This window comes from Flavobacterium sp. ABG (assembly GCF_001027725.1).
Classification (GTDB): Bacteria; Bacteroidota; Bacteroidia; order Flavobacteriales; family Flavobacteriaceae; genus Flavobacterium; species Flavobacterium cupriresistens.
In genome coordinates, this window is the sequence record NZ_LEKS01000001.1 from 312,319 (window position 1) to 327,180 (window position 14,862).

Below are 14,862 nucleotides of genomic sequence, written 5' to 3' on the forward strand. Positions count from 1 at the left end.
TTTAATTATTATGTCACACGAGCACGTATCAAATACAAAAAGAATCTGGTCTGTTTTTCTATTATTGTCTATGGTAACTACTGTAGAGGTAATCTTAGGGATCTACAAACCTGGAGTTTTAGAATTTAATCATTTTGTAGGATTGAATTTATTGAACTGGATATTTTATATCTTAACTATATACAAGGCATACTACATTGTATGGGCATTTATGCACATGGAAGGTGAAACAAGTAGTCTTAGATGGTCTGTCGTATCACCGGTTATTTTCCTGGTTTTATATTTATTATTTATTTTACTTACAGAAGGACATTATATTTATGGTGTTTTTAAAGATTCTACTATTAAATGGAATTTTTAACATGATATTAATTCGAAAAGAGGCTCCGTTTAACGGAGCTTTTTTTATTTTTGTACCTCAATAACTTCTACTGAAATAATGAAAAAAAATATAGTTCTCTTTGTGCTTTTTGTTTTGCCAATTGTCGCCTATTTATTTTTTGCCTCGGGAGTAAACAGTTTTACTACACTTCCCGTAATAACGCCAAAAATCAAGGATTTTGGAGATTGGAAATCTTTAGACGGTAAAAAAGTTTCGCTCGATAAAAAGATAACCGTTTTAGGTTTTTCTGGCGATGATATTTTAGCCAATCGTGGTAATTACTTTAACCTAAACGAGAAAATATACAAACGCTACTACGGTTTTGAAGACCTTCAGTTTGTGGTGCTTTGTCCAACCGGTACCGAAGTGGAAGCACAGAAAGTATTAGATGCTCTGAAACCTTTTACAGATGTGTCAGGATGGAAGTTTGTTTTTGCATCACCTGACGAAATCAAAGCCTTTTACAAGCAACTCAATTTAAAAGGGAAACTGGATGATACCTTAGGGACTTCTAATGTCTACATCATTGATAAAGAAAGAAATTTGAGAGGCAGAAAAGATAAGAAAGACTACAAAGAAGGATACGATACTTTTCATCCGTCTGAATTGAGTAACGAAATGTTAGATGATTTTAAAATTATCTTATATGAATATCGTGCCGCTCTTAAAAAGAATCACAATGCCACTAAACAACTTTAAATTTCAATCATAATGTTTAAAAATAAATCATATATCGGAATTTCGTTTATTGTTTTAATCTTTGGAATTTACGCTGTACCAAAAATTGTGGACAGGGTAACAAAAGGAGAAATTGTTAAAGGGAATCGCTTGGATAATGTTGGTTTGAAAGATTCAAAATCGGCAGCAAAATTGCTTACGATAGGACCGGCGCCTAAGTTTGAATTGACCAATCAGGAGGATAAAAAAATCTCAAACGAATCGTACAAAGGAAAAGTATATGTTTTGGAGTTTTTCTTCACCACCTGTCCTTCTATCTGCCCAAAGATGAATTTGAGTATGTTGGAAATTGAGAAAACATTCTTCGGGAATCCTAATTTCGGAATCGTTTCTATTACAATTGACCCAGGTCATGATACGCCACAGGTTTTGAAAGATCATGCTAAATTACTTGGAGTAAAATCGTCTAATTGGAATTTCCTGACGGGTGATAAAGCAACAATTATGGATTTGTCCAATAAAGGCTTTAATCTGTATGCAGGTGAAAATGTAAAAGTAAATGGCGGTTTTGAACATTCCGGTTTGTTTGCCTTAATTGACAAAGACGGAAACATTCGTTGTCGTAAAGACGAATTCGGAAATCCGATTTTGTATTATGACGGATTAGACAAAAAGGGAGTTAGAGACATTCAGGAAGATATTAAAATATTATTAGAAGAATAAAATGGAAGACAATTCATTAGAAAAAAAGTACAGCAAGTTAATTATTGCAGTTTCAATCATAATTCCGCTTGTAGTAGCTATTTTGTTTGGAGTTAAATTAAAAGATTTAGGATACGATGTAGAGCCCTTGTCATTTTTGCCTCCAATTTATGCTACAACAAACGGTATTACAGCGATTGTTTTAGTTTTGGCGGTAATCGCTATTAAAAACGGAAATCAAAAGCTACACAAAGGGTTAATGACGTTTGCTATTGCATTGTCGGTTGCCTTTTTAGTAATGTATGTAGCTTATCACATGACTTCTGATTCTACTAAATTCGGTGGTGAAGGAGTAATACGTTATGTGTATTTCTTTATTTTGGTAACACACATTTTATTGTCTATTGCTATTATACCATTGGTTTTAATTACTTATGTGAGAGCCTTGGCAAAACGATTTGACAGGCATAAAAAAATTGCAAAAATTACGTTTCCGCTTTGGTTGTACGTTGCTGTGACGGGTGTAGTGGTTTATTTAATGATATCTCCTTATTATGTTTACTAAAAATAAAATTCAAAGTTCGAATTCCAAATTCCAAACGTTTGTTTTTGGAGTTTGTTTTTTCCTTTTGGCAATTTCAGCCAATGCGCAATGCGCCATGTGTCGTGCTGCTTTGTCGGGGGATTCAAATATAAAAAAAGCAGAGGCCGTAAATGATGGAATTGTTTATCTAATGGTAATTCCTTATCTGCTGGTCGTAATAATTGGCTTTCTGATTTACAAAATGTACAAGTCAAAAAAGAAAACAAAGCTGTCTGAATAGACGGCTTTTTTTTTGAGATCGTTTTTTTAAGGTTTAGAGGAACAAAGGTTCAAAATTGGGGACTTTACGTAAATCCTTTGGGCTTTGTGGTGAGAAAAACACAAAGAAAAAACGCAAAGCTCGCAATGATTTTTTTGCACGCAGATTTGGCAGATTAGGCTGATTTTATTTGTTTCTTGTGAAAAATCTGTGCAATCTGCTAAATCTGCGTGAAAAAAAAATAACTCTAAAATTAAAAAGGAATCGTAATACTATAATTAAACTTTGCGAACCTTGCGGTTAAAAAACAACTATTATACAGTCTCCTCTCAATCTATTTCAATCCATCAACCGAAACATTAACGGTACCGTTTATCTTTATAAAAGCAATAATAGCCTGGTTGGTCAATTGTATTTTATCAAATTGAATGTCTTCCATTTTTCCATTTACAAAAACACCGGGCATCGGAGAGTAGTTTTTAAGATAGGCAGCCATGCTTTTTTTACCCTCATCCAGATTAGGTTGAATAGAATAACGACAGCTTTCTTCCATTTTTCTTAGAATGTATCCTTGAGCCAGCCAGCTTGCGGTGCGCATTAGCTTGCTTTTGGTATCTAAAACATAATCCAGTTTGTCAAAATAAATTTCTTTGGTCTGCGGGTTGTATTGTGGGAATCCGTTTAGATAAATAGTTCCGTTAATAGATCCAAGGACATCCAGCGCAATGACCATTTTATCGTTTTTGTGCCAAATCGCTACATTTTTTACCGTAATTTTTTTGCTTCCTGATCCAAATTCCTGACCTGCAAAATTTTTGGTCATGATTTTAGAAGCATCGGTATACGTTGAAATAGCAGCAATATTGGCCGAAATTTGATTTGGAATTTTAGCGACAGGTTTTAAAACAATCTTATTGGCATTAAATTTTGATTCCGGTTGTTTGCCAACGATGGTTTCCATATTGCACTTCATTCCCATGTCCAGTAAAAACTGATCATTTTTAAGTTTTGCATTGGTAGCATACACTTCGATCGGAACAATGCGCAACCAGCTTTCGTAGGTGTCACTCATTTGAAAAGGAGTACAGATTTTTTCTAAAGCAGATAAAACATTAGGTTTAAAATCCATAGATTTTTCGATCGCGTCATCTATGCTTTTTTCAATTTTAGATTTAAAAATAGAGATTGCCGGATTAATTAAATAGGTAATTGGCAGGCTTTTTCCAAAAACCAGCATGGTAGGACTTTCGTTCCAATCCAGGGATTTGAACTCCGTTTTAGTGTTTAGTTTCCAATTGGTTAAAGCTACTTCGCTTGACAAGGTGATTACGCCATTGAGGTTAAATTCGCGGATGTCGTAAAGTTCAACGCCTAATTTCTTGGTTCCGATTCGGTATTTTACAGTTGCTTTTAGAGGCAGGATAGTTTTTATTTTTTTATCGGGATTTGCAGGATCATTTTGAATTTTAATGGGAGCCAGTTTCCAGATTTTCATTTCGATATCATCGTCTTCTATGTTGGTGTCCTCATAAATTAAACCATTCAAAATAGTATTCGTCTGGTTTTCTATATCCCGAAGTTTTACCGTAATGGGTAAGTTTATAAACGATGGATTGCTTTCATAAACCAAAGGGCTGGCGTCATCCGGCTCCGGTTTTAAAGTTTCTAATTTTTGAGTAGAAGAACATCCAACAAGTACATTAAGTACCGTGAACAGGGAAAGAGCAGAAAGAAACTTCATTAGTGCGATTTTTTAGTAATGCAAAATTAAGAAAACAATTATATTATCTTAAAAAAGTGTAACAATTGATATGAAATGGAGTCTTATTGAAATAGTAAGGCAGAATTATTAACGTTTTCTTACCACAACTGACTTAATAAAAATGTTATTATTGTTTTAAAATTTAACAATACCATGATTGAAATCAAAGATTTGCACAAGTCCTATAAGATGGGAAGTTCAGAGTTACATGTGTTAAAAGGAATTAATTTTAATATTGCAGAAGGCGAATTGGTTGCTATCATGGGATCCTCGGGTTCTGGAAAGTCGACACTTCTTAATATTTTAGGAATTTTAGATGAGGCAGATTCGGGCAGTTATATTTTAGATAAAACACCAATCAAAAAACTGAACGAAACGATAGCTTCAAAATATCGGAATAAATTTTTAGGATTTGTTTTTCAATCTTTTAATTTGATCAATTATAAAACGGCACTTGATAACGTTGCTATGCCCTTGTATTATCAGGGAGTAAAAAGAAAAGAGCGTTATGATATTGCAATGAAGTATCTGGAAAAAGTAGGTTTAGGGACGCACTCGCATCACTTGCCAAGTGAACTTTCCGGAGGTCAGAAACAACGTGTGGCTATTGCACGAGCGCTAGCCTCAAACCCAAAAGTGCTTTTGGCAGATGAGCCAACCGGTGCTTTAGATACCAAAACTTCGTATGAAGTAATGGAACTTATTCAGGGAATTAACGATGAGGGTAAAACGATCCTGATTGTAACCCATGAGCCCGACATTGCCGCAATGTGCAAAAGAAATGTGGTCCTGAAAGACGGATTAATTATCGACGATAAAATGGTAGAACAAGTTAGAGCTACATCTTATGTTTAATATTGAACGTTGGCACGAAATATTTGAAGCCATTTCCAAAAACAAGTTGAGAACCTTTCTTACCGGAATTTCTGTGGCTTCAGGAATTTTTATTCTGGTGATTTTACTTGGAGCAGGAAAAGGACTTCAGAATGGAATTGAAAAACAATTTGAACGCGACGCTGCGGGGATTATTGAAGTTTGGAGTAATACAACAACAAAAGAGTATAAGGGTTTAAATCCCGGAAGACAGATACAGTTTAGAAATAGTGATTACTCGCAATCCATTCAGAAATTTGAAGATAAATTAGATAAAAGAGCTTCAACCTTTAATTTTTGGGGAGCCGTTATTTCGTATGGAAAAGAATCGGGGGCTTATCAATATAGAGGGGTTGATCCGGATTATGGTGACATAGAAAATGTTACTGTTGTAGAAGGGCGATTTATAAATAGTAGAGATCTTGCTAAAAATGAAAAAGTTGCTGTTATTGGAATGAAGGTTAAAACGGATTTGTTTAAAGGAAAAGAAGCGCTTGGGGAGGAGATTTCAATAAGTAACATTAATTTTAAAGTAGTAGGGGTCTTTACAGATCCTGCCGGTGAAAGAGAGGAAACAAGAGCTTATCTGCCATTAACTACTGTGCAAAGAGCTTTTGGAGGAGGAGATAAAATTAGTAATTTGTTTTTTACTCTAAAAAAGACAGATGATTATGATCAAGCTTTGGCACAATCAAGAAAGTTTACAGAGGATTTAAAGCAATTATTAAAAAGTAAAAATATTATTGCACCTGATGATGATAGTGCAATAGGAGTGAATAATACAGTTGAAGATGCCAAACAAGTTTATGATTTAAATCTGTACATCAGATTGTTCTTTTGGTGGGTAGGTATCTGTACCATTGTTGCCGGAGTTGTGGGGGTGAGTAATATTATGTTGATCATTGTAAAAGAGCGAACAAAAGAAATAGGAATCAGAAAAGCATTGGGAGCGTCACCGTTTTCTATTATTTCGATGATCCTTCACGAGTCTATTTTTATTACTACAATAGCAGGTTTTGTTGGTTTACTGGCAAGTTTATTATTGTTGGAATTTGTTGGACCAATGGTTCAAAGTGAATATTTTCAAAATCCTCAAGTTGATTTTACGGTGGCCTTAACCACGTTGGTTTTACTGGTATTTGCAGGAGCAATGGCCGGCTTTTTTCCAGCATACAGAGCCGCCAAAATTAAACCTATTGTAGCACTTAGAGACGAATAATTATGTTTAAAAAAGATAATTGGGATGAAATTTTACAGGCCTTAACAGCCAATGTCTTTAGGACAGTGCTTACAGCATTTGGGGTGTTTTGGGGGATATTTATTCTTGTAATACTGCTAGCGGCAGGAAATGGTTTAGAAAACGGAGTTAAAAAAGGTTTTGACGGAATTGCGACCAACACTATGTTTATGTGGAGTCAGACGACCTCAAAAGCTTATAAAGGTTTGCCTAAAACCCGTCGTTACGATTTCAGAAACAGTGATGTTATGGCTTTAAAACAGGCATTTCCGGATTTGTTATATGTTTCACCAAGAAATCAGTTGGGTGATTTTAACGGAACCAATAATGTCGTTCGTGGCACCAAAACGTCCTCTTTTACGGTTTATGGCGATTACCCGGAGTTGATCAAGCAACAACCGATGGATATTATAAAAGGTCGTTTTGTAAATCAGCAGGATATTGCCGAAAGAAGAAAAGTCGCGGTTATTGGTAAAGGCGTGATCACGGAACTGTACGGAAAAGAAGAAGAATCGATCGGGAGTTATGTAAAAATAAACGGAATCAATTTTATGGTAATTGGTGTTTATAAATCCAAACAACAGGGAGGTAATGCAGAACAGGAACAGAAAAATATTTTTGTACCCTTTACGACTTTTCAACAAGCTTTTAATTTTGGGGATAAAGTGGGCTGGATGGCGCTTACGGCAAGAGACGAGGTGTCGATTACAGATTTAAAACCAAAAATTTTAGAATTAATCAGAGCACTGCATTCGGTAAATCCTACAGATGACAGGGCGGTGGGGAATTTTGACTTGTACGAACAATTTAAGAAGGTGCAAAGTTTGTTTGACATTCTAAAAATCATTGCTTATTTTGTGGGAACCTTAGTTTTAATATCAGGAGTAATTGGGATCTCTAATATTATGCTTATCGTAGTAAAAGAACGTACAAAAGAAATTGGAATCCGAAGAGCCTTAGGAGCAACACCGGCAGCCATTCGGGGGCAAATTTTATCAGAGTCTATCTTTTTAACTATTATCTCGGGGATGTTAGGAATAGCAGTAGCAACCGGAATTATAGCGATTCTGAATCTGGTTTTAGATTCTATGCCACCCGACAGTAATACCATGTTTGCCAGTCCAAGTGTAGATTTAGGAGTAGTGTTTGTAGCATTATTAATATTAGTTGGATCGGGTTTGCTAGCAGGATTTATTCCGGCGCAGACCGCAATCAATGTAAAGCCTGTAGATGCTTTACGAGCAGAATAAATTATCAATCAAAAAAATAATCGATTAAACCAAAAACAAAATGAAAAAAGGAGTAACGGTAACTATTTTAATTTTTATTGCTGTAGTTTTCTTTGGCGCACTATATTATTTGTACGCTAAAAATCAGGAGTCACCTATCGTCTTCAAAACGGAGAAAGCAGAAATTAAAACGATTGTAAAAAATACCATAGCGACAGGTAATATTCAACCGAATGAAGAGGTGTTAATCAAACCAAATATTTCGGGTATTATCGAAGAAGTGTATATCAAAGCAGGAGAAAAAATCAAGGCTGGTGATATGATTGCGAAAATTAGAGTAGTAGCCAATGTGTCTAATGTAAGCAGTACACAAAATCAGGTGCAAACGGCTAAAATTGCATTAGACAATCAGGAGAAAATCTTTAAAAGACAAAAAACATTATTCGATAAAGATGTTATTTCGGCAAACGATTTTGATGCTGCACAATTGGCTTACACACAAGCCAAACAAACTTATCTGGCAGCCAAACAAAGTTTAGATATTGTAAAAACAGGAACAACAACTTCTTTGGGAAATTATGCTAATACGCTAATTCGTTCTACGGTAAACGGAATGGTTCTGGCTGTTCCCGTGAAAGTGGGGAATCAGGTTATTGAAAGTAATAACTTTAATGAAGGAACTACAATTGCAAGTGTTGCCGATGTTGGAAGAATGATCTTTATTGGAAAAATTGACGAATCTGAGGTAGGAAAAATAAAAGAAAATTTGGCGATTGAAATTACAGTCGGAGCGATTGAAAACAAAAAATTTGAGGCTGTTTTAACGGATATAGCGCCAAAAGGAGTAGTGGAGAATGGAGCAATTCAATTTGAAATTAAAGCATCATTGCCTAATAAAGAAAAAACTTTTATCAGAGCCGGTTTGAGTGCAAATGCGTCTATCATTTTAGAAAAAGCAGAGAAAGTACTTGCCATTAAAGAATCATTAGTTCAATTTGACAAAAAAACACAAAAACCTTATGTAGAGATTGAGACAACGCCTCAAAAGTTTAAAAGAAAAGATTTAGTTTTGGGGGTAAGTGATGGGATTTATGTTCAAATTAAGAGTGGTATTAAGAGTACGGACAATATTAAAATCTGGAATCAGGGCCTGATAACAGAGGGGGAGAAGAAATAATTTAAAAATTTGTAGGTTTTTTGCTTTTAAAATAAGTTAAATTTGTGTAGTATTGATGCTATACTATCATTCAAAATATATGAAAATAAATAAATACAACACTCTTGTTTTTACAATGCTTCTTGGATTTGGATTATCAGGTCAGGCGCAAACAAAAAAATGGACTTTAGAAGAATGCGTGAGATACGCAATGGAAAATAATATCACAATTAAAAATACAGAATTAGATATTAAAAATGCAGCTATTGATAAAAGAGGGGCGATCGGTAACTTTCTGCCTTCCGTTAGTGCCAATGCTTCACATTCCTGGAATATTGGTTTGAATCAGAATATCACAACCGGTTTGCTTGAAAATCAGACCACACAATATTCTTCTGTTGGTGCTTCAGTAGGAGTAGATATTTACAAAGGTTTACAGAATCAAAATACACTTCGAAAAGCGAATCTTTCTATTGTTGCTTCAAAGTATCAATTAGTAAAAATGCAGGAAGATATTGGATTGAATGTTGCCAATGCTTTTCTGCAGATTCTTTTTAATAAAGAAAATCTAAAGGTAAAAACAGAGCAACTGTCTATAGATGAAAAAAGACTTACCCGCTCTGAAGAAATGGTAAATGCGGGAACAATTCCTCGTGGTGATTTGTTTGACTTAATGGCTACAGTTGCTACAGATAAGCAAAATATTATTATTGCCGAAAATAGTTTATTGATTTCTAAATTAAGTTTAGCACAACTTTTACAGCTTAAGGAATTTACAGAATTTGATGTTATTGATGATACCAATGCGAAAGATGAAAATAATATCATGGCACAAAGTCCAACTGATATTTATAATAAAGCAAAAGAAATCAGAACAGAATTAAAATTAGCACAGACTAATCTTGAAATTGCTGAAAAAAATGTTGCAATTGCAAGAGGTGCTTACCAACCTACATTAAGTGCTTTTTATAACTTTAATACAAGAGCAAGTTATTCGCAAATTCCTGTAGGTGCAACTCCTAATTTAGATAATCCTACAAGTCAGATTGGTTATGTTCAGGGAACAAATCAAAGTGTTTTAAAGGATAACTATACTCCGGTTTTAGGAAACGCAGCTCCGATTGTGGATCAATTTAGTGATAATAAAGGACAGTCATTCGGGCTTCAGCTTTCTGTGCCGATTTTTAATGGCTTCTCCGTTAGAAATAATGTAGAACGTAATAAAGTAAGTTTAGAGAAATCTAAAATAGATTTAGAGCAAAAAAGTTTAGATTTGCAACGTAATGTTTATACTGCCTTTACAGATGCAAAAGGGGCTTTAAATGCGTATGAATCGTCTAATGTAACTTTAGAAGCAAGACAACAAGCTTATAATTATGCAAAAGAAAAATATGACGTAGGTTTAATGAATTCATTTGATTTTACACAGTCTCAAACCTTGTTGACCAATGCGCAATCAGATGTTATCAGGACTAAATATGATTACATGTTTAAGATTAAAATAATTGAGTTTTATTTCGGAATTCCAATTGTCCCAATTATCACAAAATAATTTAGTATGTCAAAAAAAACAATTTATTTCTTAGTCGGCGGTGCGATGGTTGTTATCGCAGTTTTGGTTTTTCTTTCAAAATCGGGTGTACTGGGAAATAAGGATAAAGGAAAAGAGGTAGAGATTTCAAAAGTAGTAGCTTCAACAGTTGTTGAAACGGTTTCTGCTACAGGTAAAATTCAACCCGAAATTGAAGTGAAAATAGCTTCAATGGTCTCGGGAGAAATTATTGCATTAAATGTAAAAGAAGGGCAAGTTGTTAAAAAAGGAGATTTGCTTGTTAAAATAAATCCGGATTTATATACTTCCGGATTAGATCGTTCCGTGGCTAATTTAGCGGGATCTAAAGCAGGTTTAACGCAATCTGATGCTAGTTTTAAAGAAGCTAAATCAAATTATGAGAGAAATAAAACCTTGTATGATAAAGGCGTAATTTCAAAATCAGATTGGGACAAAGCGGTCGCTTCTTTTGAAGTAGCGAAAGCCACCAAACAAAATGCTTATTATAACGTACAAAGTGCTTCGGCTTCTGTAACTGAGGCAAAGGATAATCTGGGACGTACTACTATTTATGCTCCGGCTGATGGAACCATTTCTGTATTAAATGTAGAATTGGGAGAACGTGTTTTAGGAACACAACAAATGGCAGGAACAGAGTTGTTAAGGGTAGCGAACCTCAATAATATGGAGGTTGAAGTAGATGTAAATGAAAATGATATCGTAAAGATAAAAATTGGTGATGAAGCCAATGTTGAAGTGGATGCTTATCTGAAAAAGAAATTCAGAGGAGTTGTGACGAGTATTTCTAACTCAGCAAGTACTGCTTTGACTTCAGATCAGGTTACTAATTTTAAAGTTAAAGTTCGCATTTTAAAAGAATCTTATCAGGATTTATTAGAAGGTAAACCATCCACCTATTCTCCTTTCAGACCAGGGATGACCGCTACGGTTGATATTAGTACACAGACGAGGAATAATGTTTTAGCAGTGCCAATTAGTGCTGTTGTGGTCAAATCAGATACCGCAGCTGTAAAGGATTTTACAGTAGAAGATCCTAATGAAGATAAAAAAGCAGCTCCAAAAAGCGATAAGAAATTTGAATGCGTTTTTGTGAAATCGGGAGATAAAGCCAAAATCAGAATCATCAAAACAGGTATTCAGGACGATACGAATATCGAAGTAATATCGGGACTGAAACCAGGGGATGTTGTCATTACGGGGCCTTATACTACGGTTTCTAAAGAATTAAATTCGGGAGATAAAGTGAAGCTTAAAAAAGCAGATACTTCTAAGAAATAATTCAGGTTAAATAATTCAACTTAAAAAAAAATACATTGTCTTTTATTCTCAATATTGAAACCGCTACCAAAAATTGTTCTGTAGCAATTGCAAAAAATGGTGAAACAATTTTATGTAAAGAAATCGCAGAAGAAGGATATTCCCATGCCGAAAAATTACATGTTTTCATCGAAGAAGTAATTGCCGAAGCGGGCATTTCTGTTCAAGATTTAACTGCAGTAGCGGTAAGTCAAGGACCGGGTTCTTATACCGGTTTACGAATTGGGGTTTCGGCTGCAAAAGGCTTGTGTTACGCATTAAACGTTCCATTGATTGCGGTTGATACCTTATTGACTTTGGCTTCTCAGGCTCAGGTTACAGAGGGGAAAATTATCCCAATGCTTGACGCAAGAAGAATGGAAGTGTACAGCGAGATTTTTAATGCTAAATTAGAAGTAGAAAGAACAATTCAGGCAGAAGTTATAGACGAAAATTCTTTTGAAAATATCACTGAAACAGTCTATTTTGTTGGAGATTGTGCCGAAAAATGCAAAACAGTTTTGACAAGAGATAATTTTATCTTTTTAGAGAATATCAAATACCCTTCGGCAGCAGCAATGAGTAAAATCAGTTTTGATAAGTATCAAAAAAGCGACACCGTAGATGTCGCTTACTTTGAACCTTATTACTTAAAAGATTTTATGATAACTACGCCATCAAAAAAATAAGAAATACTTTTTATTTTTGAATGGTGTATGGTTGAATTGCAATTCCGGCTTCATCTAAAGCAGTTTTGCAATTTTCCAGAGTTTGAGAGAAAACAACACCATAATTTTCATTCTTTGCCCACGGACGTACCGAAAATTCGATAGCACTTGTTGTTAGGTTTTTAACGAAAACTTCAGGAGCAGGATTTTTAAGGACGTTAGGGTTTTTAGTTAAAACCTCTAAAAGCACTTCTTTCGCTTTTTTAATGTCTGAATCATAAGAAACAGCAAAAGTTAAATCAGCTCTTCTTTCTCCCTGCATGGAGTAGTTAATGATTGTTCCGTTAGACAATGAACCGTTAGGAACAAAAACCGTTTGGTTGTTGGCAGTTAACATCTTAGTAACGAAAATCTGAATTTCAACTACAGTTGCGATTACACCTTGTGCTTCAATAGTGTCTCCAACTTTAAAAGGTTTGAAAACAATAATCAACATTCCTCCTGCAAAATTAGAAAGAGAACCTTGTAAGGATAAACCAACTGCAAGTCCCATTGCTCCTAAAATGGCAACAAACGAAGAAGTTTCAATTCCAAGTTTTGAAATAAAAGTTACAAATAATAAAATTCGTAAAGCCCATAGTAGAATGTCAGCAAGAAATTTAGTTAAGGTAGGGTCTAGATTTCTCTTAACCATTATCTTTCTAATGATTCGGTTTATTAATCTTATGGCGTATAAGCCGATAAATAAAATTACAAATGCCGAAATGAATTTTGGCGAATAATCAAGTAATACGTCCACGAATTTGCTGGCGTAATTACTAATCTGATCTGAATTGATGTACATATTATAAGAATAAAAAAACCTTCTCAATAGAGAAGGTATATTAGTGGTGCAAATATAAAGATATTTATTTTTATAAGAAAAGATGTGGCTTTTTATTCCTTGTCTGTAGCCTCATCAGCAATCTCATCTTTGGCAATTACGGTTTTTTCATTAACATCGGCTACAGTATCTGAGATAGCGGTTTTGGTTTCTCCGGTTAGCTCACCTGCTTTTTCTTTTACAGAATCAATGACTTCACCTATAGAGTCAGAAGCTTTTTCAACGTATTCGCTCACTGTTTCTTTGGCCTGACTGGCATATTCTGCAGCAGTATTAAGTAGCGGTTCTGAAGCTTCTTTGGCTTTGGCCAGTGTTTCTTCAGCAAAAGTCTCTGCTTGGTCTATATAGGGTGCAGCAGCTTCTTTAGCTTGTTCAAAAGTACTTTCTGCCTGATTGGCCAAATCTGTAGCTGATTCTTTGGCGGTGCCAAATAAATTCTTGAAAAACGAAGATAATCCCATAGTTTCTGATTTTGATTGGTTTATATTACAATATTAATTATTTCTACAGAATTTATAGTATTATAATTGAAATAATTTACTGAAAATTAGAGAGATAGGGTAAAATAAAAAAAGCGCCTCGATGAAGGCGCTTCTGTTTTTATGCTTTTTTGTTTTATGCGTTTACAGCTTCTACTTTAATCGCTTCATCGTTTAACATGCTTTTTAGCATATTTTCGATACCGCTTTTTAATGTAAAAGTAGAGGAAGGACAACCACTGCAGGCTCCTTGTAAAATTACTTTTACCGTTTTGTCATTTTCATTATAAGAGTCAAACGCAATATTACCACCATCAGCTGCTACTGCAGGTTTTACGTATTCTTCCAGGATATTAATGATTTGCTGAGAAGTAACATCTAGTTTGTCAAAAGCTTCATCTTTAGTGATGTCGTTTTTAGTAGCCACTTCGATTAATGTTTCATCTAAAACGGTTCCTCCGTTTTCAATAAACTGTTTGATGAAAGTTCGTACTTCAAGTGTGATTTCCTGCCAGTCATTGATGTCATATTTAGTTACCGAAATATAATTTTCATCAATAAAAACTTCTTTAACATAAGGAAATTTAAACAATTCCTTTGCCAATGGAGAAGAAGCAGTCTGATCAATGTTTTTGTATTCAACAGCATTTCGGGTCAGCATTCTGCTAACTACGAATTTTAATGCCGCAGGATTTGGAGTTGTTTCGCCATAAACTGTAATAGGCTGTTTTTTAGCACTGCTTTCCTCAATTTTTATGATCACACCACCTTTGTCTACAAAGGACTCGATTTGTTCTGCAACAGCGTCTTTTACATCATCCCATTCTACAATACTGTATCTTTCAATAGCAATAAAATTCCCTGAGATATAAACTGTTTTTACAAACGGAAGATAGAACAATTGCTGCGCCAATGGCGAAGATTGTGCGTCATCGATATTTTTGAATTCAAAGTTTTGATTCTGAGTGATGAAATCTTCAAATTCGAACTTTAAGATCGTTGGATTTTGAGTTTCTTTTATAGTGATTTTTGTCATGAGCTTTATTTTTTTGCAAATTTAGTAAAGTTATTTTCTACTAATACCTATATTTGGTTTTTTAATAAAATAATTAAGACTCTTTTCAAATTAATCGTATAAAAT

The 14,862-nt window shown here is 34.6% G+C and carries 16 protein-coding genes; 12 read left to right on the forward strand and 4 right to left on the reverse strand.

Going from position 1 to position 14,862, the window contains the following annotated elements; all coding sequences use genetic code 11:
• Positions 1-10: 10 nt before the first annotated feature.
• The 5 genes from AB674_RS01280 (at position 11) to AB674_RS01300 (ending at position 2,586) form a co-directional block, all read left to right on the forward strand.
• A complete protein-coding gene (locus tag AB674_RS01280; protein ID WP_047773130.1) occupies positions 11-361 on the forward strand; it encodes a cytochrome C oxidase subunit IV family protein in 351 nt (116 codons plus the stop codon).
• Between the two features lie 78 nt (positions 362-439).
• Positions 440-1,081, forward strand: a complete 642-nt coding sequence (locus tag AB674_RS01285; protein WP_047773132.1) for a hypothetical protein — start codon at positions 440-442, stop codon at positions 1,079-1,081.
• A gap of 12 nt (positions 1,082-1,093) precedes the next feature.
• The gene (locus AB674_RS01290) at positions 1,094-1,783 is read left to right on the forward strand and encodes an SCO family protein (protein WP_047773133.1); all 690 of its coding nucleotides are present in this window, start codon (positions 1,094-1,096) and stop codon (positions 1,781-1,783) included.
• Between the two features lies 1 nt (position 1,784).
• On the forward strand, positions 1,785-2,327 hold the full coding sequence (locus tag AB674_RS01295) for a DUF420 domain-containing protein (RefSeq protein WP_047773135.1): 543 nt from the start codon (positions 1,785-1,787) through the stop codon (positions 2,325-2,327).
• A complete protein-coding gene (locus AB674_RS01300) occupies positions 2,317-2,586 on the forward strand; it encodes a hypothetical protein (RefSeq protein ID WP_047773137.1) in 270 nt (89 codons plus the stop codon). Before AB674_RS01295 ends, AB674_RS01300 begins: the two co-directional genes overlap by 11 nt.
• A 313-nt stretch (positions 2,587-2,899) precedes the next feature.
• On the opposite strand, the gene AB674_RS01305 is transcribed toward AB674_RS01300, so the two are convergent.
• The gene (locus AB674_RS01305; RefSeq protein WP_047773139.1) at positions 2,900-4,306 is read right to left on the reverse strand and encodes a DUF4403 family protein; all 1,407 of its coding nucleotides are present in this window, start codon (positions 4,304-4,306) and stop codon (positions 2,900-2,902) included.
• Between the two features lie 174 nt (positions 4,307-4,480).
• Between AB674_RS01305 and AB674_RS01310 the strand changes: the two genes are divergently transcribed.
• The 7 genes from AB674_RS01310 to tsaB all read left to right on the forward strand — a co-directional run bounded on the left by AB674_RS01310 (position 4,481) and on the right by tsaB (position 12,380).
• Positions 4,481-5,182: an ABC transporter ATP-binding protein gene (locus AB674_RS01310; protein ID WP_047773140.1), complete on the forward strand. Its 702-nt coding sequence runs from the start codon at positions 4,481-4,483 to the stop codon at positions 5,180-5,182.
• Positions 5,175-6,419: an ABC transporter permease gene (locus AB674_RS01315; RefSeq protein WP_047773141.1), complete on the forward strand. Its 1,245-nt coding sequence runs from the start codon at positions 5,175-5,177 to the stop codon at positions 6,417-6,419. The genes AB674_RS01310 and AB674_RS01315 overlap by 8 nt, the downstream gene beginning before the upstream one ends.
• Positions 6,420-6,421: 2 nt before the next feature.
• The gene (locus AB674_RS01320) at positions 6,422-7,687 is read left to right on the forward strand and encodes an ABC transporter permease (RefSeq protein ID WP_047773142.1); all 1,266 of its coding nucleotides are present in this window, start codon (positions 6,422-6,424) and stop codon (positions 7,685-7,687) included.
• A 40-nt stretch (positions 7,688-7,727) separates the two neighbouring features.
• A complete protein-coding gene (locus AB674_RS01325; RefSeq protein WP_047773143.1) occupies positions 7,728-8,843 on the forward strand; it encodes an efflux RND transporter periplasmic adaptor subunit in 1,116 nt (371 codons plus the stop codon).
• 79 nt (positions 8,844-8,922) lie between these two features.
• Positions 8,923-10,374, forward strand: coding sequence for a TolC family protein (locus AB674_RS01330; RefSeq protein WP_047773145.1), 1,452 nt, complete (start codon positions 8,923-8,925; stop codon positions 10,372-10,374).
• 6 nt (positions 10,375-10,380) lie between these two features.
• Positions 10,381-11,673 (forward strand): efflux RND transporter periplasmic adaptor subunit, encoded by a 1,293-nt coding sequence (locus AB674_RS01335; protein ID WP_047773146.1) that lies wholly within the window; start codon positions 10,381-10,383, stop codon positions 11,671-11,673.
• Between the two features lie 35 nt (positions 11,674-11,708).
• On the forward strand, positions 11,709-12,380 hold the full coding sequence (tsaB, locus tag AB674_RS01340) for a tRNA (adenosine(37)-N6)-threonylcarbamoyltransferase complex dimerization subunit type 1 TsaB (protein ID WP_047773148.1): 672 nt from the start codon (positions 11,709-11,711) through the stop codon (positions 12,378-12,380).
• 10 nt (positions 12,381-12,390) lie between these two features.
• On the opposite strand, the gene AB674_RS01345 is transcribed toward tsaB, so the two are convergent.
• From AB674_RS01345 to AB674_RS01355, 3 genes are all read right to left on the reverse strand, one after another.
• The gene (locus AB674_RS01345) at positions 12,391-13,203 is read right to left on the reverse strand and encodes a mechanosensitive ion channel family protein (RefSeq protein ID WP_047773150.1); all 813 of its coding nucleotides are present in this window, start codon (positions 13,201-13,203) and stop codon (positions 12,391-12,393) included.
• A 92-nt stretch (positions 13,204-13,295) separates the two neighbouring features.
• Complete coding sequence (locus tag AB674_RS01350; protein WP_047773152.1) at positions 13,296-13,703, reverse strand: hypothetical protein; 408 nt, start codon at positions 13,701-13,703, stop codon at positions 13,296-13,298.
• A gap of 154 nt (positions 13,704-13,857) precedes the next feature.
• Positions 13,858-14,757, reverse strand: coding sequence for a NifU family protein (locus tag AB674_RS01355; RefSeq protein WP_047773154.1), 900 nt, complete (start codon positions 14,755-14,757; stop codon positions 13,858-13,860).
• Positions 14,758-14,862 lie beyond the last annotated feature (105 nt).

Excerpts from the sequence above, each read along its gene's own strand:
- AB674_RS01280 (WP_047773130.1), top strand. The coding sequence starts at position 11 with ATGTCACACGAGCACGTATCAAATACAAAAAGAATCTGGTCTGTTTTT.
- AB674_RS01285 (WP_047773132.1), top strand. The coding sequence starts at position 440 with ATGAAAAAAAATATAGTTCTCTTTGTGCTTTTTGTTTTGCCAATTGTC.
- AB674_RS01290 (WP_047773133.1), top strand. The coding sequence starts at position 1,094 with ATGTTTAAAAATAAATCATATATCGGAATTTCGTTTATTGTTTTAATC.
- AB674_RS01295 (WP_047773135.1), top strand. The coding sequence starts at position 1,785 with ATGGAAGACAATTCATTAGAAAAAAAGTACAGCAAGTTAATTATTGCA.
- AB674_RS01300 (WP_047773137.1), top strand. The coding sequence starts at position 2,317 with ATGTTTACTAAAAATAAAATTCAAAGTTCGAATTCCAAATTCCAAACG.
- AB674_RS01305 (WP_047773139.1), bottom strand. The coding sequence starts at position 4,306 with ATGAAGTTTCTTTCTGCTCTTTCCCTGTTCACGGTACTTAATGTACTT.
- AB674_RS01310 (WP_047773140.1), top strand. The coding sequence starts at position 4,481 with ATGATTGAAATCAAAGATTTGCACAAGTCCTATAAGATGGGAAGTTCA.
- AB674_RS01315 (WP_047773141.1), top strand. The coding sequence starts at position 5,175 with ATGTTTAATATTGAACGTTGGCACGAAATATTTGAAGCCATTTCCAAA.
- AB674_RS01320 (WP_047773142.1), top strand. The coding sequence starts at position 6,422 with ATGTTTAAAAAAGATAATTGGGATGAAATTTTACAGGCCTTAACAGCC.
- AB674_RS01325 (WP_047773143.1), top strand. The coding sequence starts at position 7,728 with ATGAAAAAAGGAGTAACGGTAACTATTTTAATTTTTATTGCTGTAGTT.
- AB674_RS01330 (WP_047773145.1), top strand. The coding sequence starts at position 8,923 with ATGAAAATAAATAAATACAACACTCTTGTTTTTACAATGCTTCTTGGA.
- AB674_RS01335 (WP_047773146.1), top strand. The coding sequence starts at position 10,381 with ATGTCAAAAAAAACAATTTATTTCTTAGTCGGCGGTGCGATGGTTGTT.
- AB674_RS01345 (WP_047773150.1), bottom strand. The coding sequence starts at position 13,203 with ATGTACATCAATTCAGATCAGATTAGTAATTACGCCAGCAAATTCGTG.
- AB674_RS01350 (WP_047773152.1), bottom strand. The coding sequence starts at position 13,703 with ATGGGATTATCTTCGTTTTTCAAGAATTTATTTGGCACCGCCAAAGAA.
- AB674_RS01355 (WP_047773154.1), bottom strand. The coding sequence starts at position 14,757 with ATGACAAAAATCACTATAAAAGAAACTCAAAATCCAACGATCTTAAAG.